Source organism: Rahnella sp. PD4, from assembly GCF_049199325.1.
Lineage (GTDB): Bacteria > Pseudomonadota > Gammaproteobacteria > Enterobacterales > Enterobacteriaceae > Rahnella > Rahnella perminowiae.
Genome location: NZ_JBLZQF010000003.1, coordinates 326,916 through 346,139 on the forward strand (window position 1 = coordinate 326,916; position 19,224 = coordinate 346,139).

15 protein-coding genes, 1 tRNA gene and 1 pseudogene are annotated in these 19,224 nt (G+C 45.5%); 13 read left to right on the forward strand and 4 right to left on the reverse strand.

Annotated features, from left to right (window positions below; all coding sequences use genetic code 11):
- The first annotated feature begins 139 nt into the window (after window positions 1-139).
- Window positions 140-655, forward strand: coding sequence for a GNAT family N-acetyltransferase (locus tag ACOZIO_RS10360; RefSeq protein ID WP_235173283.1), 516 nt, complete (start codon window positions 140-142; stop codon window positions 653-655).
- A gap of 154 nt (window positions 656-809) precedes the next feature.
- Here the strand turns inward: ACOZIO_RS10360 and ACOZIO_RS10365 are convergent, their stop codons facing one another.
- Window positions 810-1,259 (reverse strand): NUDIX hydrolase, encoded by a 450-nt coding sequence (locus ACOZIO_RS10365; protein WP_129953063.1) that lies wholly within the window; start codon window positions 1,257-1,259, stop codon window positions 810-812.
- Between the two features lie 172 nt (window positions 1,260-1,431).
- Window positions 1,432-2,268, reverse strand: a complete 837-nt coding sequence (locus ACOZIO_RS10370; protein ID WP_421595243.1) for a MipA/OmpV family protein — start codon at window positions 2,266-2,268, stop codon at window positions 1,432-1,434.
- Window positions 2,269-2,474: 206 nt separating this feature from the next.
- Here ACOZIO_RS10370 and ACOZIO_RS10375 point away from each other — a divergent pair, with 206 nt between their 5' ends.
- The 3 genes and pseudogenes from ACOZIO_RS10375 to ACOZIO_RS10385 form a co-directional block, all read left to right on the forward strand.
- Window positions 2,475-3,152, forward strand: coding sequence for a response regulator (locus ACOZIO_RS10375; protein WP_129953061.1), 678 nt, complete (start codon window positions 2,475-2,477; stop codon window positions 3,150-3,152).
- Window positions 3,152-4,540, forward strand: coding sequence for a sensor histidine kinase (locus ACOZIO_RS10380; RefSeq protein WP_421595244.1), 1,389 nt, complete (start codon window positions 3,152-3,154; stop codon window positions 4,538-4,540). The genes ACOZIO_RS10375 and ACOZIO_RS10380 overlap by 1 nt, the downstream gene beginning before the upstream one ends.
- A 50-nt stretch (window positions 4,541-4,590) precedes the next feature.
- Window positions 4,591-5,025 (forward strand): annotated as a pseudogene (locus ACOZIO_RS10385) (hypothetical protein); the annotation flags it as partial.
- 466 nt (window positions 5,026-5,491) lie between these two features.
- Here ACOZIO_RS10385 and ACOZIO_RS10390 read toward each other — a convergent pair.
- Window positions 5,492-6,097 carry a serine O-acetyltransferase gene (locus tag ACOZIO_RS10390; protein WP_129953059.1) on the reverse strand — a complete coding sequence of 202 codons (606 nt, stop codon included), beginning with the start codon at window positions 6,095-6,097 and terminating at the stop codon, window positions 5,492-5,494.
- A 310-nt stretch (window positions 6,098-6,407) separates the two neighbouring features.
- Window positions 6,408-6,483: transfer RNA gene (locus ACOZIO_RS10395), tRNA-Phe, on the reverse strand.
- A gap of 704 nt (window positions 6,484-7,187) precedes the next feature.
- On the opposite strand from ACOZIO_RS10395, the gene speF reads away from it, so the two are divergent.
- From speF to ACOZIO_RS10440, 9 genes are all read left to right on the forward strand, one after another.
- The gene (gene speF, locus ACOZIO_RS10400) at window positions 7,188-9,350 is read left to right on the forward strand and encodes an ornithine decarboxylase SpeF (RefSeq protein ID WP_129953058.1); all 2,163 of its coding nucleotides are present in this window, start codon (window positions 7,188-7,190) and stop codon (window positions 9,348-9,350) included.
- Window positions 9,351-10,053: 703 nt separating this feature from the next.
- On the forward strand, window positions 10,054-11,184 hold the full coding sequence (locus ACOZIO_RS10405; protein WP_217218637.1) for a polysaccharide export protein: 1,131 nt from the start codon (window positions 10,054-10,056) through the stop codon (window positions 11,182-11,184).
- Between the two features lie 9 nt (window positions 11,185-11,193).
- The gene (locus tag ACOZIO_RS10410) at window positions 11,194-11,640 is read left to right on the forward strand and encodes a protein tyrosine phosphatase (protein WP_129953056.1); all 447 of its coding nucleotides are present in this window, start codon (window positions 11,194-11,196) and stop codon (window positions 11,638-11,640) included.
- Window positions 11,637-13,787: a polysaccharide biosynthesis tyrosine autokinase gene (locus ACOZIO_RS10415; RefSeq protein ID WP_421595245.1), complete on the forward strand. Its 2,151-nt coding sequence runs from the start codon at window positions 11,637-11,639 to the stop codon at window positions 13,785-13,787. The genes ACOZIO_RS10410 and ACOZIO_RS10415 overlap by 4 nt, the downstream gene beginning before the upstream one ends.
- 110 nt (window positions 13,788-13,897) lie before the next feature.
- The gene (locus tag ACOZIO_RS10420) at window positions 13,898-15,133 is read left to right on the forward strand and encodes an oligosaccharide flippase family protein (RefSeq protein ID WP_421595246.1); all 1,236 of its coding nucleotides are present in this window, start codon (window positions 13,898-13,900) and stop codon (window positions 15,131-15,133) included.
- On the forward strand, window positions 15,123-16,346 hold the full coding sequence (locus ACOZIO_RS10425; RefSeq protein ID WP_421595247.1) for a hypothetical protein: 1,224 nt from the start codon (window positions 15,123-15,125) through the stop codon (window positions 16,344-16,346). The genes ACOZIO_RS10420 and ACOZIO_RS10425 overlap by 11 nt, the downstream gene beginning before the upstream one ends.
- A complete protein-coding gene (locus ACOZIO_RS10430; RefSeq protein WP_129953052.1) occupies window positions 16,333-17,418 on the forward strand; it encodes a glycosyltransferase in 1,086 nt (361 codons plus the stop codon). The genes ACOZIO_RS10425 and ACOZIO_RS10430 overlap by 14 nt, the downstream gene beginning before the upstream one ends.
- Window positions 17,411-17,992 (forward strand): acyltransferase, encoded by a 582-nt coding sequence (locus ACOZIO_RS10435; RefSeq protein ID WP_217156934.1) that lies wholly within the window; start codon window positions 17,411-17,413, stop codon window positions 17,990-17,992. Before ACOZIO_RS10430 ends, ACOZIO_RS10435 begins: the two co-directional genes overlap by 8 nt.
- Complete coding sequence (locus tag ACOZIO_RS10440) at window positions 17,989-19,173, forward strand: glycosyltransferase family 4 protein (protein ID WP_421595248.1); 1,185 nt, start codon at window positions 17,989-17,991, stop codon at window positions 19,171-19,173. The genes ACOZIO_RS10435 and ACOZIO_RS10440 overlap by 4 nt, the downstream gene beginning before the upstream one ends.
- Window positions 19,174-19,224: the final 51 nt, after the last annotated feature.

Consider the following 19,224-nt stretch of genomic DNA (forward strand, 5'->3'; position numbering starts at 1 on the left):
TATCTCCCGGGAACAAAAGAACAATGCAATCCAGGTCCGCAGGATTCAACGAAAAGTGCAAATTTGTTGTAATGCATTATCTTCGTAACTGCTTTTATCGTTAATGCGACTGGCTGACAGGCACGGTTGAGGATCCTCATTGGAGATAAAAAATTTGGATATGGAACTCAGTATCCGGGAAGCAATACGTTCTGATCTTGCGATCATGAGTGATTTGGCTCGCGAGCTCAATATCATCCATCATAAAGCGCGCCCAGATATTTATGCTGATGTGACTTTGAATGAGGGAGCAGATGAACCCCATTGGATGGGATTTATTGAAACTGATGATCATGTTGCGTTTATAGCCCGGCATAACTCTCTTCCCATCGGGTTTATTGCAGCGAACATATCAATACCAACAAGTCCACTTCTGAAGCCAGTCCCTGGTTGCAGGATTTGCTCAATATGTGTTCTTGAAACACACAGAGGGCAAGGAGTGGGTAAAGTATTGATGAACAGAGTGCGTGAATGGGCTCTGGCACGTAACGCGCAGGAACTCAGACTGGCTGTTTGGCATTTCAACAAGGCAGCAATCCGCTTGTACGAGGAATTTGGCTTTGAGGTTCGTGCGCTGGAGATGGGCATGCCAATATCTTCTAAGGGGGAGGTTTGAGCGCATGACCTTATCCCCGTTGATTAACACACGGCGATGTTTTGAAATACACCCTCGGTGGTCAGAACGATTTCGTACTTCCGCTTTTCGCTCTCAGCAACTCTTTTGCATATGCATACTGACAAGGAGCGGAAATATTGCTTTGTAGCAGAGGTTACTCACCTGTGTCCCAGCCGTACTCTGAGTAACTCTCATCAGCATTAATGGCTTCAATAGCCTGCCTTACATAGGGTATTGTTTCTTCTGGCAGATCCGAAATATTCTTCCAGCTTACTTCGGCATGCTTGTCAGGTTCTGCAAGGAAGGGTACACCACTCCATTCTCGGCAGATAAAATAATGTCCTATCCATGAACGGTTTTCCGTCCACACATGCATGGTATGCACAAGGGCCAACGCTGAAGGAATTGTGTCCACCCCTGTCTCTTCTTTTAGCTCTCTGGCGGCAGCGGTGGAGAGTGTTTCGCCTTTTTCTAGCCCACCGGCCGGTAAGCTAAAGCAACCATCCATCCAGCCCGTATTAGACCTTCGGAGCATGCAGAGTTCATCCCCTTTTAGAAGCAAGACGAATACTGCTATGGATAGATTATATCTGTCACGGCCCATGTAGCGATTGCCCAATTACTTAGAATACTGTCTATATATACATTGCTTTAATGCGTTTTGATATCTGTTAATTTTGAAAATGAATGTCCTTACGTCCTTTGTGAGTACCGCCCCATCATCTGTATCGGGGCGGTTCAAGTGTGTATTTATTGACAGTGCAATCGAACAACGTTCAGAAGCTATATGTCACTTTCAAGCTTCCATTGGGCGATGCTTTTCGTTGCACAATCGGGCTGTTGCGTGCATCACCAGCCAACTGTGTAAAGCCTGTAGCGGCCACTACGCTCCAGTTCTGGTTGAACTTGTGCGTCCAGTCCATATTCATTGAATAGGCATAAATCCCGGAACCGGCATCATATTGAGTAAACCCCGATGCGGCTGACTGTGATGAACTTACCCCGTAGTAAGTTTGCATATAGTTGTCAGTTCCCCAACTGCTGGTCAGCGCCATCGTCACGGTATTTTCCGATGAACTATAAAGCGGGCTGATAATGCCGAAATGCAGGGCCGCGCCATTGTCCCGCTGAGAAAACGGCACCTCAGCCTGCAATTGCAAATGAAGCCAGTCGGTTACCTTATATCCCAGACCCAATGCCCCGATAGCCGAGCCTTTGACATCGCCCATACCCCGCAAGTCGTCACTGCCATCGCTCATTGCGTCGCTGTCCACGTCATGATCCTTACGGCCTGCGCGATAGCTCAGCGCAGTACTGTAATCCAGCTTGCCGGAGCTGTTGCCATAACCGATACCCCGCATGGTACTCACGAAGAACCCATTATGCATCGAGTAATCAAGCACCAGGGCTGTCGTGACGCGGTTTTCATCCGAACCAGAATAAAGTGGCGTAACATCCACGCCTCCTCCCAATGTTAAGGCGTTACCCTGTTGTGGTTCTGCCGCAAGTGTTGGGTTGGTCAGTAACGCCAGCAGCGCGCCCGGCAGCATTTTTTTCAGGTTGCGTCCTGAGAGTGAATAGGGGAACTTATGACGCAGTTCGAAGTTGCTCATTAAAGAAGTCCTTATGGATTCAAATGATTACGATACAAGCGGGTTTTAAACGCCAGAACGCTCAGTTTGAATACGCACCCTAAAGTTCTCATGAGCTAAAAATGAAGAAATACTGAAGCACGTGCCGGTGACACAAACCTGATAAATTTCCTGATACCGTTTTTTTCTTCAGACGTTCTTCATTCACTGTTGATAACGTAACTATTGTGAAAATTCTCCTCATCGAAGACGACCTGGATCTCGGCAACGGCGTACGTATTGCCCTTGCAGATCAAGGATTAGATGTCATATGGGTTCGCCGCAAAGTGGATGCGCTGCATCAACTCGATGCCTGCTTGCCGGAACTTGTTTTGCTCGACCTCGGACTGCCTGACGGCGATGGCATGAGCCTGATGGCGTACTTGCGCCAGCAGCTCAAGGGGATCCCCGTCATCATTCTGACCGCGCGGGGCACTCTGCAGGATCGCCTGTGCGGGCTGGATGCCGGTGCAGACGACTATCTCGTCAAACCTTTTATTCTTGCCGAGTTATTGGCCAGGGTGAGAGCCCTTGCGCGACGCAGTTACGGTTTTGAGAATGAGGTGATAGAAATTCGTGGGTTATCTCTCCACGTGCCGACTCGTCGCGTGACAGTGAGCGCGCGGAATGTTGAGTTGACGGCAAGTGAATACGCGCTGCTTGAAACTTTAATGATGCGCACTGATCGCGTGCTTACACGAAGGTTTCTGGAGGAAAGGATATTCGGCGCAAAAGAAAATATGAGCAATGCACTCGATGTGCATATGGGTAATTTACGTCGCAAAATCGGCGACGGCTATGTACGAACGGTGAGAGGCGTAGGGTATGTCATTGATACTGTGCCGATTCAGAAAGGGGCTGGTTGATGCGAAATTTTTGGCACCACCTGAGAACTCCAACGCTCGTACGGCGAATTATGATCGCCCAGATGCTACTGCTTACACTGCTTTGGTGTCTTTTTCTGACCTACATTTTGTGGGAGAACTTGCGTAGCCCCCCTATGCTAACGGGCAACAATACCTACGAAACCATTCTTACATTGGTTGATCGTATGGATGATCGCCCGCAGGATCTCACCGCTGTGCTGAAAAAGTTCAGCACAGCGTTGCGGGAAGGTTATGGCGGAGGTGAAGATCCGAAACTGTCAATCAGCCTAATCGTTCGGAAGAATAAAGAGATAATTTATTCATCTGATGGCGCTCCGGCAGGAGTGACAAACACCAGGTATGGGAAAATTCAGAGCATCCGGAGTGGGGGGCGCACCTGGACTAGCCGTACTCTCAAGTCCGGGAGATCCGATGCGGAGGTAACACTTGTCACCCCTGCCGGAGGCTGGAACTTTTTTATATACCTGAACTCGCGGGGATACTACATATTGCCGCTACTGGTGTGCATTCCTTTTCTTTTGTTTCCCGCGTGGCTGTCAATCCGTATTGCAATGCGCCCCTGGAACAAGGTGGTAAATGAAATTTCCTTACGAACTTCAGAAGATCTCTCTCCCTTAAAAGAAGTGCCAAAGCACATGGAGCTTCGCCAAATGGTGGACGCTACTAATCTATTTCTTGCCAGGGTGCGAGAGAGTTCTGATAGGGAACGGGTTTTCATTGCAGATGCCGCCCACGAACTGCGTACCCCACTGGCTGCGATGCGAATCAATGTGGAGGCTTTGCAGTCCTATGTAAGCAGCGATAATCAACAGGAGTTGCTTGCAGGGATTATTCGCAGCAATAGCCGTGCAGCGCGTCTTGTCAATCAGTTGCTGCTGATGATGCACAGCGAAGTGCGTATTGACACTGTTATGGAGCCTGTGCCGCTGACAACGCTCATACAAGAGCGAATGGCTGCACTGGCACCGCTAGCGGCTGAGCGCAGGATTGAGCTCGAATTCTACTCTGATGATGAAATCTGGATCACAGGCGTCAAGGAACGCCTGATGTCGCTGATTGATAATTTAATTGAAAATGCCGTGAAGTACAGCCCTGAGGGCGGACGGGTTGAGGTAGATGTAGGATCACTTGATAAATCTACTCAGCTGCGTGTTTCAGATGCAGGGCCCGGCATTCCATTTGAATTGAGGGAGCGCGTGTTCGATAGGTTTTTTCGCGATCCCAATCAGATGCAAAGCGGGAGTGGATTGGGACTTGCAATAGTCAAAGCGGTTGCGCAGCAACACAACAGCAGCGTATGCCTAAATACGTCTGCAGAAGGTGGGCTCATGGTTACTGTTGACTTTCCAAACCACAAGTCAGCCTGAAAGAAAACATAATTTTGATACCAGCCCAGCGGAGAGCCTCTGTCAGAACAATGGAGTTGAAATTGAAATATTTGACCCTGTCTACACTATTATTTTCTATCTCGATCAGCGGGTGCGCCATAACCGTCAGCGAATTAAAAAGCAGTCAATCCTCTTATGACGGCAGCTTTACGAGCAAGACGGAGCCCTCAGATACGTATCGAACTTTAAGGCACATGGCAAGGCAGTGCCTGGAATATGAGGCATATTCAGGAAATCCGGTCATCGTATTAAGCGAGTTTGACGGTGAGCGCAATGAAGGTGAAATCAATCAAAAGCTCCTTGCGCAGGGACTGTTGATTAACAACACGCTAATTGAAATAGAAAGACATGATGGGGACAAAGCACAGGTCAGCCTATACACAACCAAGAACATCTTGAGTGTGGGCATCAGGTCGCCAAATATAAGTGATATCAAGCGCTGGGCTGACGGTGATAAAGCTTGCCAGAACGACACTGTCGTCAATACCGTGAAACATCTCAGGCCATATGACTTAATCCCCCGTTGATTTACACACCGCGATTTAAGTAATGCCTTCATCAGTAATGAGAATAACTGCGAATGACTATCCCTCGCTCATAATTGCCCTGGATCCTTTAGCGGATAGGTCTGAGTAGCTACGCAGCTTAAAATGATTCAAGGAATCTTTGTTTCGGGGGCAGTTTTAGTAACCGCTACAATTTTTTGCTCATAAAGACGGTCTTTCCACCCATGAATTGTTCACGTCTATCGATTTCATATTCTGGCGCTGCATATAAGGCAATGTTCGCCTCGAATGCTTCGTTCGTCTGCAGGCGAATTTCCCCAACGAGTCATTTCATCTCAGAAAGACAAATTAAGTGATGAGTAAGCAAAAGTTAAGCCTCTTTATTGAAGAGGCTTTTTTTATTGGCGTGTTGCTTAATACAACATCAATGCTGAATCGTAGACCCGATGTTTTTAATTACGATCTGAGTAGTTTTTTGACTATAAACCAGGGTGTTAGCGGGGATATCTTTATTGATAAATGACATTGCCCCAATAGTGACATTGTCTCCAATAACGATGTCCCCAAGAATGCAGGAGTTAGCACCGATATCGACGTTATTACCGATTGTGATATATCCTATATCAGGCGTTGATTTTTTCCTTCCAATAGTCGTGTTTTGACGGATATTCACATTGTCGCCAATCACACATTCAGCTCTGATTACGATCCCCACGTAATGGTTTATTTTCATACCGGTTCCGATATGTGCAGCAATGCTTATGTCTGCGCCATACTTTCTGGCTAAGTTAACACCAATTATTTTGGCGATTTTTCGCTGGCGAGATGATGAGGATTTATACAAATAGTTTGCAATCCGCCACCAAAAGTAGAAGCGTTTTTTGCGATTAAAAGCTACGCGGTGAAATACTTTTAGCCATGAGAATCTTTTGCCCCCATCTCTTTTTATCACTTCTATTCTTAAACATTCTTTCAAATGTTCATAGCCTGTAACTTTATTACTTGCGGAGCTGACCAGAGGATTATCCATATTGTATTACCGTTAAATAAAAGCAATTAAGCACTTATCGGCATTGAACAAATAAACTTTAAAAGAATAACCTGAGTAGAGGATATGCCCGAAAAGCAGGGCGCAGGCGCTCACAAATCTGAAATTTTTAACCAATTTTACCTTCCGCCACCGGACCAATTTGCGCCCAACGCTTTTTCCTCTGTACGGCTCATACGGCAGTAAGGGCCTGGCAGGGTGATCCTGCAAGGCGAATCATCGGACGAAGTTCGATGGAGAGTCCGGAAAGCGGAAAGCAAAAAACCCGCCATAGGCGGGTTCTTCTAAATATTGGTGCCCGGACTCGGAATCGAACCAAGGACACAGGGATTTTCAATCCCTTGCTCTACCGACTGAGCTATCCGGGCAACGGGGCGCATTAAACCGTATCGGGCATGTGCCGTCAACGGCTTTTTGTGACAACAGCGGGGTTCGTCACCTGACTGATGCTTTTTACGACGATTTGTCGATTTAACTTACGGCCCAGGCCACCTGTCCAGGTTTGTACCCGACAACAAGCCCGAAAAACGTGGAGGTTCCGGGACATGCTCCCTGTCGCATTCTGTAAGAAATTCGCCGTATGTTCAGGGTTGAACCGGGGGGTAAAAGATGCGATTATTGCGCCGATTTATTAAACAACTCTGATCCCGTTTTCACGCGACAGCTCAAGAGGGTTGCGGCATGGCTGGTTTATCACATCGCGCTGTTCGCCAGTGCAAAAACAATCTGATGATGATCTCCGGGTGCTGTAAACACCACGATTTCAGTTTTCCTCCTTTTGTCGTCTCTTTCATGCGGTAAGGCTACCGTTTGCTCGCTGTTAGGCATTATTAAAAACAGAGATTAAAACAGAGCAGCTCTCTGATTTTACTGTTGTCTATCCGACGTGGCGTGGCCTGAAACCCGATTTGTCACCGCTTTGCCCCACCGGCATAGCTCCGTTGCACTCGATATCTCGCTTAGCCAACGTCAATTGCCGGGCCGGACTCTGCGCTTACCTTTTATGCCGTAAGATCCCGCTCATTGCCGTGCCATCTGGCACACCCTCTTACTTAACCGTTTGAGAGTCTGAATGAAACACTTAAAACTTGCAGCAAGCGCTTCCGTCGCCCCTTATCTCCAGACTGCACGTCTGGTCGTTGACCTGCGCCGCGCCGATTATGCGGACGTTGCGGCCATCATTATTTCTGTCGGTGACCTGAACCACGGCAGGCTGGCGGAGATTGAAACGCTGGGATTTGGTATTCCCGCGTTTGTTGCGGTGCAGGGTACGGAGCAGGTGTCACCTGAGTTTCTGCCATTGCTGAAAGGCGTTATCACGCTGTCGGACGCCAATCAGGCATTTTATGCCGCGCAGATTGAATCTGCCGCGCAGGCTTATGAAGAAGCGCTGTTCCCGCCGTTTTTCGATACGTTGAAAAAATATGTCGAGATGGAGAACGCCACTTTCGCCTGTCCGGGGCACCAGGGGGGCGAGTTTTTCCGACGTCATCCGGCAGGGCGACAGTTTTATGATTTTTACGGCCCGAATATTTTCCGCTCCGACATGTGTAATGCGGATGTCAAACTGGGCGATTTACTGATCCACGAAGGATCGGCGAAAGATGCCCAAAAGTATGCAGCTAAAGTCTTCAGCGCAGATAAAACCTATTTCGTGCTCAACGGCACGTCTGCGGCCAATAAAGTCGTCACTAATGCACTGCTGACGCGCGATGATCTGGTGCTGTTTGACCGTAACAACCACAAATCAAATCATCATGGTGCGCTGCTGCAGGCGGGTGCAACGCCGGTTTATCTCGAGACTGCGCGTAATCCGTTCGGTTTTATCGGCGGTATCGATGCTGCCTGTTTCGATGAAACCTATCTGCGTAAACAAATCAAACAGGTGGCACCTCATCGCGCGGCCGAAAAACGTCCGTTCCGTCTGGCGATTATCCAGCTTGGTACCTATGACGGCACCGTGTACAACGCCCGTCAGGTCGTGGATAAAATCGGTCACCTGTGCGACTACATCCTGTTTGATTCCGCATGGGTGGGTTATGAACAATTCATCCCGATGATGAAAGAATGCTCGCCGTTGTTGCTGGAACTTAACGAAAACGACCCTGGCATTATCGTCACGCAGTCTGTTCATAAGCAGCAGGCCGGGTTCTCGCAGACCTCGCAAATCCATAAAAAAGACAATCACATCAAAGGCCAGAAGCGTCATTGCAGCCATAAAAAGCTCAACAATGCGTTTATGATGCATGCCTCGACCAGCCCGTTTTATCCGTTGTTTGCCGCACTGGATGTCAATGCGCGCATTCATGCCGGCGGCAGCGGAAAACATATGTGGATGGAGTGCGTGAAGCTCGGCATCGAAACCCGCAAAATGCTGCTTGATCAATGCTCAATGATTTTGCCGTTCGTTCCCCCGACTGTCGGTGGCAAACGCTGGCAGGATCATGAAACCAATGAGATGGCTAACGATGTGCGTTTCTTTGATTTTGTGCCGGGCGAGCGCTGGCACGCATTCGACGGTTATGCCGGGAAACAGTATTTCGTTGATCCCTGCAAATTGCTGCTGACCACGCCGGGCATTGATGCTTCCAGCGGTAAGTACACGGAGTTCGGCATTCCGGCAACCATTCTGGCGAACTATCTGCGTGAGAATGGCATCGTGCCGGAGAAATGTGACCTTAACTCGATTTTGTTCCTGCTCACTCCGGCGGAAACACCGGCCAAAATGCAGTTGCTGGTGGAAGAACTGGTGCGGTTCGAGCAATACATTGAAGAAGATGCGCCGCTCAGCGAAGTACTGCCGACGGTATATCGTAAAAACGAAGACCGCTACCGGAATTACACCATCCGCCAGTTGTGTCAGGAAATGCATAACCTCTACGTCAGTTTTGATGTGAAAGAGTTGCAGAAAGAGATGTTCCGCGAGAAGAGTTTCCCGCAGGTCGTGATGAATGCGCAGGATGCTCACAATGAGTTTATCCGCGATAACATCGAACTGGTGGCGATTGGTGATGCCGAAGGCCGTATTGCTGCGGAAGGCGCTCTCCCTTATCCTCCGGGCGTGTTGTGCGTCGTACCAGGTGAATTATGGGGCGGGGCGGTTCAGCGTTACTTTATGGCGCTGGAAGAAGGTATCAACCTGCTGCCGGGCTTCTCGCCGGAATTGCAGGGGGTGTATATCGAGAAAAAACCGGTTGGCTGGAAGCGTGTGATGGGGTATGTCGTTTCTGCGTAATTTCTTAAAATAAAGCCTGGTTTTTCACATAATCATCTTTACGTAATGCGGAGGCTATAGCCTCTGCATTATTTATAACACACTTATAATGTATTTTATGAATATGTAATAGCGGGCGGTTTTATCGATAATATAAATGATTTTATCAACTTTCTGGCTTTATGGATTATTATTACTTATCAGGATTAATTAATTTTTTGTATGTTTTAGTTAATGTTAATTACGCACATTACTGAATATTCCCCGCAAGTAATTCCCCGCAATTTTCAACTCAAAATTGTTTCCAAACATTGCTTTTTACTTTCCAATCCTATAAATTGCCCTACTACCGAGACTGCTAAAAATAAAACGTTATGCATAAGGATGTTAATAGGATGTATGTCTCTATATTTGGCATTCCTGGATTTGTTGTTATTTATTATTGATCGTGATACCCCGCACTGATTCTCAGCGATATTTAATTTCTGCATGACATAGGCAGAGGCTATTTCACAGCCTGTTTTCGGTGGTTGACTCATTATCATATTATTACGCTATGGATACCATAACATCCATGGGCGGTAGCGTGGGAAAGCCATCCTCACTGGCTAAACTTACTCTTACTTAAGAACCTCATAAAAACATCTTCCTTAATTCCCCGGCGGGCAGGGATAAAAATACCAGAAAGAAAGCTGCCCCGATAAAAATAAACGGTTAAAACGTTATGAAAGTTAAGCTCTTCTCTGTTCCACTCGTCATATTTTTCACATCGCTGTGTGGATGTACGTTATCGCCAGGTATCGGTCTGAATACCTCGGGTAAAAATGTCGTGAACGAAAAAGTTCCTTCTGAAGATATTAGCGCCCTGGTTGATGTTTACCCTATTACGCCTAAACTGGTTGAATCCCTCATCCGGCGTCCCGCCGTTGCAACAGTGAATAGTGACCTGGATTCACGTCTTAAAAACTACCAGTACCATGTCGGCATCGGCGATATATTAACCATTACCGTATGGGATCATCCTGAACTTACCACTCCCGCCGGTCAGTATAGGAGTGCCGGAGAGGCCGGAAACTGGGTAAATGCCGAGGGAGCCATATTCTATCCTTACATAGGCATGGTTAACGTTGCCGGCAAAACTACCTCCGAAATTCGTAGCAATATTACTGCCCGGCTCACCCAATATATTCAATCACCGCAGGTTGATGTCAATGTCGCGACGTTCCGCTCGCAAAAAGTCTATGTCACCGGTGAGGTGGTAAAATCCGGACAGCTACCGGTCACCAACGTTCCCCTGACCATAATGGATGCCATTAACCAGGCGGGGGGATTAGGTGAAAATGCCGACTGGAATAATATCGTATTATCGCATAACGGTGAGAAGTCCCTCATTTCTTTGCAGGCCCTAATGAAGAACGGAGATATGCGGCAAAACCGTTTACTCGAGCCGGGAGATATTCTCTATATCCCAAGAAATGACGAGCTGAAAGTGTTCGTGATGGGTGAAGTGAACAAGCAAATGACATTACGCATGGATCGTAGTGGTATGACTCTGACTGAAGCTCTGTCGGATGCTCATGGTGTTGACCCGCTGACGTCAGATGCTACGGGGATTTTCGTCATCCGCCCCCTGAAAGGGGAGGCTAAAAACAGGATCGCGAATATTTACCAGCTGAATGCGAGCGATGCGGCGGCACTGGTGCTGGCAACAGAGTTCCAGCTTCAGCCTTACGATATTGTGTATGTGACGACGGCTCCGGTAACAAAATGGAACCGTATTATCGGACAACTATTGCCAACTATTACCGGGGTTCATGACCTGACGGAATCAGCCCGCTATATTCGGAACTGGTAAGGAAAGGGAATGTTTAATTCTGTCCTGATAGTGTGCGTAGGTAATATATGCCGCTCACCGCTAGCTGAAGCTTTACTGAAACAATGGCTGCCTGAAAAAAATATACAATCGGCCGGTCTGTTTGCACTGAAGGGAAAAGGCGCTGATCTGATGGCAAAGACGGTGGCCTGCCGTCACGGGATATCACTGGAAAATCATAAGGCAAGGCAGTTTACGCGTGAAATGGGGCGGACGTTTGATCTTATTCTGGTGATGGAAAAGAGGCATATCAATATTATTACGCATTATTTACCCGAAATCAGAGGGAAAATCATGCTGCTGGGGCATTGGAATCAGCGCAAAGATATTCCTGACCCGTATGGAGGAGATATAACAACCTTTAATTTTATATTCTCTCTTATAAATGAGTCAGTATCTGGCTGGAAGGCGGCTTTAGATGATCAGGGTTTAAAATGAGTGTGAAAATAACGAATCACTTTAAAAATAAAAATAGCCAGGATGAGTTTGATTTACGCAAAAACGTTGGCGCTGTTATTGACCGAAGATACACTATTATTGTCATTACCTTAATCTTTGCCATCATTGGCCTGTTATATGCCGTTCTGTCGGCTCCGATTTATCATACTGATGCGTTAGTTCAGATCGAATCCTCAGGCGAAACCGATATGATAAGTCATATCTCGCCATTATTGCCGGCGAAATCACCTGTTTCACTGACAGAAAAACAATTGATTACTTCCCGGGCAATACTGGGTGAAACCGTCGCTCAGTTAAATTTGGATACAGAAGTCCGTTTTGCCCATTTTCCCATTATTGGTGAGGCGATACGGCGATATTCGTCGTCAGGATTGCCGCAGATCACGGTGGATATCTTTGAACCACGCGAGGGAGTGACCGGAAGCCCTTATACGCTTGAAATTCTCGGGAATGCTAATTATCAGATAACATCACCTTCCGGCACGACCACATCGGGAATGGCCGGTAGGGTGTTAGAAACTCCGGAGTTTCGTATTGAAGTCAACGCAATCAATGCGCGCAAAGGCGATAAGTTCACCGTTATAAAAGTCGAAGTGCTCAAGGTGATCAGTGACTTACAAACCAATGTCAACGTCATGGATCAGGGAAAAGATACGGGTATTTTGACTATCAGCTACAGTGGCAATGATCGTAAACAAATTAAGCGTATTCTCCAGACAATTATTGATAACTATGCCCGCCAAAGTATCCACCGGAAATCAGAAGAAGCAGAAAAAAGTCTGGAGTTTCTCAGGAGTCAGCTTCCCTTGGTAAAAAACAATCTTGGGATCGCAGAAGCGAAATTAAACACCTTCAGAAGCCGAAATAATTCGGTGGATTTACCGATGGAAGCAAAGTCGGCCCTCGACAGCCTGGTTCAACTGGATGGTCAGGTTAACCAGCTTATCCTTAAAGAAGCTGAGATTTCAAAGCTCTATACAAAGCAGCATCCTGCATACGTGGCATTAATTGAAAAAATCCATGTACTGAAAGAAGAAAAGGAAAATCTGAGTCAAAAAATCAGCACATTGCCTCAGATGCAGCAGGAAGTGGTCAGGCTGACGCGTGACGTTCAGTCGGGACAACTTATCTATATGCAGCTTTTAAATAAGCAGCAAGAACTAAAAATCAGCCAGGCCAGCACAATCGGCACGGTCAGGATTATCGACAGTGCCGTCACAGGATTAAAACCCGTTAAGCCCAATAAAATCAGGGTGATATTTATTTTTGCCTGTCTGGGAATGATTTCATCCGTTGGATTTATCCTGGCAAAAGTCTCACTGCAGCATGGCATTGATTCCGCCGAAATACTTGAAGACATCGGTCTGAATATTATTTCAAATGTGCCGCTATCAGAGTGGAAAAATAATCCCGATCCTGACGCTATGAAGGATGGGCAACGCTTAAGCCTACTGGCACTTGAGAATCCGTCAGATATTGCCATTGAAGCCCTGAGAAATTTAAGAACCAGTTTATATTTCTCGCTGATGGAATCCGGATCAAATGTATTGATGATCTCCGGTGCTACCCCGATGGTAGGTAAAACCTTCATCAGTTCCAACCTTGCTGTGGTGATAAGCCAGGCTGAAAAACGGGTCTTATATATTGATTGCGATATGCGAAAAGGGTATGCACACCGGATCTTTGATATTCACAACGTAGGTTTATCAGAGGCTATTGCAGGTTCCATCATGTATAAAGACGCGGTCCAGAGCAGTAAAATTCCGGGGCTGGATATCATTACGCGCGGGAAGTTATCCAGAAAACCATCGGAACTTTTGATGCGCAAGGAATATCGCCAACTTATTGAATGGGCTTCAGAGAATTACGACCTCGTAATACTGGATGCACCGCCGGTCCTGGCGGTAAGCGATGCCGTTATTATCGGGAAACATGCGGGTATTTCTCTGCTGGTTGCTAAATTCGAACAGAGCACAGTACGTGAAATAGAATCTGCAATCAGAGTATTCAAAAGAAATAATATCGATATTAGCGGCGGGGTGCTCAACGCAGTGGTGAATAAATTTTCTGGTTTCTATAGCTATGGTAAAAAAGAAATATATGAATATCATGCATCTGAACTATGAAAATCACACTCCGTTATCAGGACATAGGCAGAACTCTACGAGAAGTGGTGTTTGCTCCTGACTGGTCTTAACTAAACCAGGATCATTATGATATCTTTCAGGGAAAGATAATGAATAAGATATTCAGCGACAGTGTTATTTATGTTGGCGGAGAGTTATTTGTAAAAATTTTCCCTTTCCTTCTGCTCCCTGTTCTCTCCCGTGCTTTGGGGCCTGAACAGTACGGACAAATATCTTTATTCAATACTTATGTGTCGATCTTCTTTGTCTTCATTGGGCTCAATTCATCAGCCGCGATTATTAGATATGAGTACACGCAAAAAACATATCATTCTGCAGATTATTTCTTTTCCTCTGTCATTATTTTATCCATCGCCTTCATCCTTTACATCCATGTCCTGTATGTTTTTTACCGCCATGAAATTATCATCCTTGCAGCGCTGGCAGGTTATCTGCAGTGTGTTTACACCAATCTGGTCTCGGTCAGTCAGGCCAGAAAAGAAGCGAAAAAATACCTGATAGCACAAGTGCTTAATGCGGCAATGTCATTTTTTATGACATTATTATTTCTGTATTATTTTTGGGCGAACTATGAGGCCAGGGTTTACGCGATTATCATGGGCTTTCTGCTCTCAATATTTTTTGCTTCCTGGTCAAACAGAGTCTGGCTGAAGCAGGTAGATTTTCGTTTTGAGACGTTTAAAAAGACATCATCGCAACTTTTACTTTTTGGCGTTCCTCTCATTATTCATAATTTGAGTTTTCTGGCCCGATCCGGACTGGACAGGATTATGATCAGTAAATACTTCCCCGGTGCCACATTGGGGAATTACTCAGCAGCATTTCAGCTGAGTGTGATTATTACCGTAGTGCTGATGGCGCTGAATAAGGCATTGACCCCTCATCTGTACAGCCAGTTAAGGAATAATAAAATCAGGAGAAGTGACTTTAATCTGATCTTCGCCGGGTATTTTTTTCTGAGCATACTGATAACCGTTGTTGCGCAGTTACTGCCTGAAAAAATATACAATATGGTTGCAGGAGAAGAGTATAAGGATATTAAAATATTGGTGATAATTATGGTGCCTGCTTTTTTAGCGCAGGGATTTTACCTGATTATGGCTTCCACCTGCTTTTTTTATGGCAAGAATAAAGCAATTTCCTATTGTACTTTCACCGGAGGAATCGTTCATTGCGTTATATTGTATTTCGTTTGTAAGTTTATGAATGTATTGTGTGTGCCATGGGTGCTGTTTTTCTCGAACAGTTTTGTCGCTTTTCTGATGTATATAACTGTCTTCAGGACTGTATTAAGCCAGGACCGGCGAGGAAAAAGTGAACATTGATTTAAAACGTGGCGTTATGTATCTTTTTTTAATGATGGCCATTTCAGTATGCATAGTTAATCTTATTGTGAATGCACGTATTGCGGTAGGGGCGGTGATCTTTACCCTGACTGCATTGAGCATACCTGTCATGACCATTCCGGGAGCCCGTTATAATTTTTTTATCATCTCGGCACTGCTGTTCTCCGCCGGCTATACGTTTTATTGTGTTAATGCTTTTGATATATTCCCCGGAATAGATGCTGTCCGCTATTATCAATTTTTGATGTCAAATAACTCGCTTGGTGAAATACTCTCCGGTGCGGTAGAGAGAGTGATTAAAGTGCATGAAAGCGGAGAGACTGACGGACCGGGTTCCTTTTTTATCTTTGGGTTGCCCGTTCATTTATTTTATAATTTAATGCCCGCAAAAGATGCAGTTTATATTGTTATTTTTAATTTCATCTTCAAAATGATGGGGGTTTTGACAATCAGCCGACTATTTTCCAGAGTATGTTCGGTTAATTTTCGCTGCGTTCTGCTATCCCTGATTATTTTTTCTCCGACGTTTAATTATTTTGTTTCTGTTTTTGGTAAAGATACCTTTATCTTTTTCATGACGATCCTTCTGGCCGCAGCGTTAGTCAGTTTCTCGGTTACTCCGGGGAGAGTTACAAAATTCTTCCAGGCCATTAGCATGTTAATACTGGCAGGCTACTGTTTTCTGCTCCGGCCTTATTCTCCCGTAACGGCACTTCTGTATGTTATGTTTACACTGGAATGTTGCCGGTTAATAAAATTCGCCATGATAGGAACTGTTTTGATAGTGGTACTGGTTGCTGTTTTAAAATCGGTTCTATTAATAATTAACTGGCCGATGATTTTTGCTTTTATGTATATGGCTCCCAACCCCTCTCAGTTTATGAATTATGATGGCTTTACATTGCTTCCCGTGCTCGGGGTTATTATTACTTTAATGTTGATTTTTGTCCGGACAATAAAATATACCACCCTTATTTTTGACAGGAAACTGGCAGCATCGGTTATGTGTGTCCTGATTTATTCTGCCATCATGACACTGGTTGGATTCTACGCGATCCGTACTGAATATAGCTTTGGAAGTGTAGGGGATGCCGTATTCAGAAAACAACTGCTCATTATGCCGCTGGTTATTTTTTCCCTGTTACTTTATTTAAGAACCCGAGTTGCAGGTACATCAGATGAAGAAAATTGAAGTTGCTCACCTGTTAGGTCAGCTGGATATCGGAGGAATTGAAAGCTGGCTTTATGATTTGGTGATTGAAACAGCAGGCAGTGTACAGCACACCTTTATCGTCGATAAGCCCCATAAAGGATTTTACGAAGAGGATTTATTGTCGATGGGTTGCAGAGTCATACACATTTCGTCTTATACAAAACCACTGAAATACATAGCCGCTTTGTTTTCCGTTCTCAGGAAAAATAAATATGATGTCTGTCATAGCCACGTCAGCTTCAATAATGGTGTCGTCGCGTACATCGCTAAGATGTGTGGTATACCGAAGGTTATTTCCCATGCTCACTCTGATCGAACTCTGCAATACCAACGCCAGGGCCTGTTAAAACGCCTTGAAATTGATTTTAAAATCTTCCTGGTCAGGCGTTATTCGACGTATTGCGTTGCGGTCAGTGAAGGTTCAGCACGTTGCCACTACAAAACAAAGGGAACGGCAGTCAGCATCATTCCCTGTGGCAAAAATTTTCAGAACCTTGTCTCTGCTGCTCCGAGCCGCCTTAAACAGGAGCTTGGTATTGCTGAAAGCACGTTTGTTTTGGGAACGGTCGGGCGGGTAGAACCTGTTAAAAACCAGGCATTCCTGCTTGATATACTCTCTCAATACCGTGAGCAGGATGTATGTTTGCTGATTGTTGGTGAAGGAAGTCTGCGGGCTGACTTGCACAGACTCACCCTTGAGCAGGGTCTCGCTGACAAAGTTATCCTGACCGGTGCAAGAGACGATACGCTGTTAATTTTACGCGATGTTATTGATGTTTTCCTGTTTCCGTCGCTGCACGAGGGCTTTGGGCTTGCTGCTGTTGAAGCTCAGGCGGCCGGCCTGCCGGTCATCGCTTCACTGCATGTTCCACGGCTTATTGATGTGACTGAACGTATCTCTCATCATTCACTTAGCCATCTCTGTGCATGGACGTCAGAAATTGATGCATGGATGGCTCAGCCTGTCAGGAAAGAAATTAATACTGATGTGATAACAGGCCGCTTTTCTATCGGGAAGAATGCGCAGGAAATATTGAGGTTATATGTCTGAAAATATTAAAACTGGCCGGATGGTTTTTCATCACTGGCGGAGCATTATTCTGTTTCTATGTGCCATAATCTCTCCTTTACCGAAATTTTTTCGTGCTTATCTGCTTGATGTCTTCGCCGGATTTCCGGGAAAAACAGGGGTGGGCATCCGCTATATTCTTATCCGTACGCTGGTAAAAGCATGTGGAGATAATGTTTATATCGGACGCTGGTGCGTATTCAAAAATCTACAAAACCTCTCACTGGGTAGCAATATCAGTTTTCATGAACGGAGTTATGTGGATGCTGCCGGAAATATATTGGTGGGTAATGATGTGTCGTTTGCCCATTCTGTGTCGATTATCTCTTTCGAACATCGGTACGCATTATCTGAACAACCCTTTAAATATCAGCCGGTAGAGCTTAAAAAAATTTGTATTGCCTCGAATGTCTGGGTGGGGTGTGGTGTAAGGATCCTGGCAGGTACGATAATTGACTCTGACGTCGTTATCGCAGCGAATTCTGTCACCAAAAATCATCTTACTGCGGGAGTCTATGCCGGATCCCCGGCAATGAAGATAAAGGAGCTATCATGAAAATGGTTTTTGCGCATGACCATTATTTTATCCATCATGGTGAAAAAGTGTATTCACCCGGTAAGCTTCCTTATTCTGCTTTTACCCGGTATTTACATCATTTTGATCAGGTAACTGTATTATCCCGTTATAAAAATGATTCCTCATTTTCGCCTTACTGGACTCTGGCCAGCGGTCATGGGATGGTTTTTAAAAAAATTGAAAATCATTCTTCTCTGAAATCTGTGTTATTCACTTGCCATAAAAATATTATCGAGATTAAAGACACTCTCAGGGGGTGCGATGGCGTTGTTGTCAGGTTACCCAGTGAAACCGGTCTGATAACGGCAAAAATCGCACGACAGATGAATATTCCTTATCTTGTGGAACTCGTAGCCTGTCCGTGGGATGCCATGATCGGATACGGATCACTGAAGGGATTCCTCTATGCGCCGGTGTTATCCTGGCGGGTGAGGCAGGCGGTGAAAAAAGCCTGGGGTGCTATTTATGTTACGGAAAGTTTTTTGCAAAAACGTTATCCTATTAAATATAACGGCGTGTCTGCTTCAAACGTTGACTTACTGCCGGCCTCTCTTTCTGTTCTGAATCAAAGATGCGATAAAATAGCTACGTCCTCTGGAGGACCTTTTAAAATAGGCTTAATTGCTTCTCTTGACAGTCCGCATAAAGGTTTTGATACCATTTACAAAGCAGTCTATCGGCTCAAAAATAAGGGGGTTCCGGTCATGCTTGAAATCACCGGTGGCGGAAGTAAATTCAAAAATAGTCCGCTGATTGATAAATTATTACTGCATGACAATATTATTTTTTCAGGGCCCAAAACATCAGGAGAAGGGATTTTTTCATTCCTGGATACCGTCGATCTGTATGTGCAGCCCAGCAATCAGGAAGGATTGCCACGTGCTGTGATAGAGGCGATGTCGCGCGCCTGCCCGGTGATCACCAGTTCTGCCGGAGGAATGCCGGAGTTATGTCAACGGCATTACCTGCATAAGCCCAATGATGACCATACACTGGCGAACAACATTGAATATTTACTAAAAAACCGTCAGGAAATGTTATCGATGGCGCACCACTCGTTTAATACTGCGCGTCTTTATCAGCCTGAATTATTAATGAAAATCCGCTTTGATCTCTTTACCCGCTATAAGAACCATATGCTTTCACTCAGGAATGCCTGACACAACATCTCTCAGTTGTTTTTGGTTTTTACTGATATAGATAATGAATGA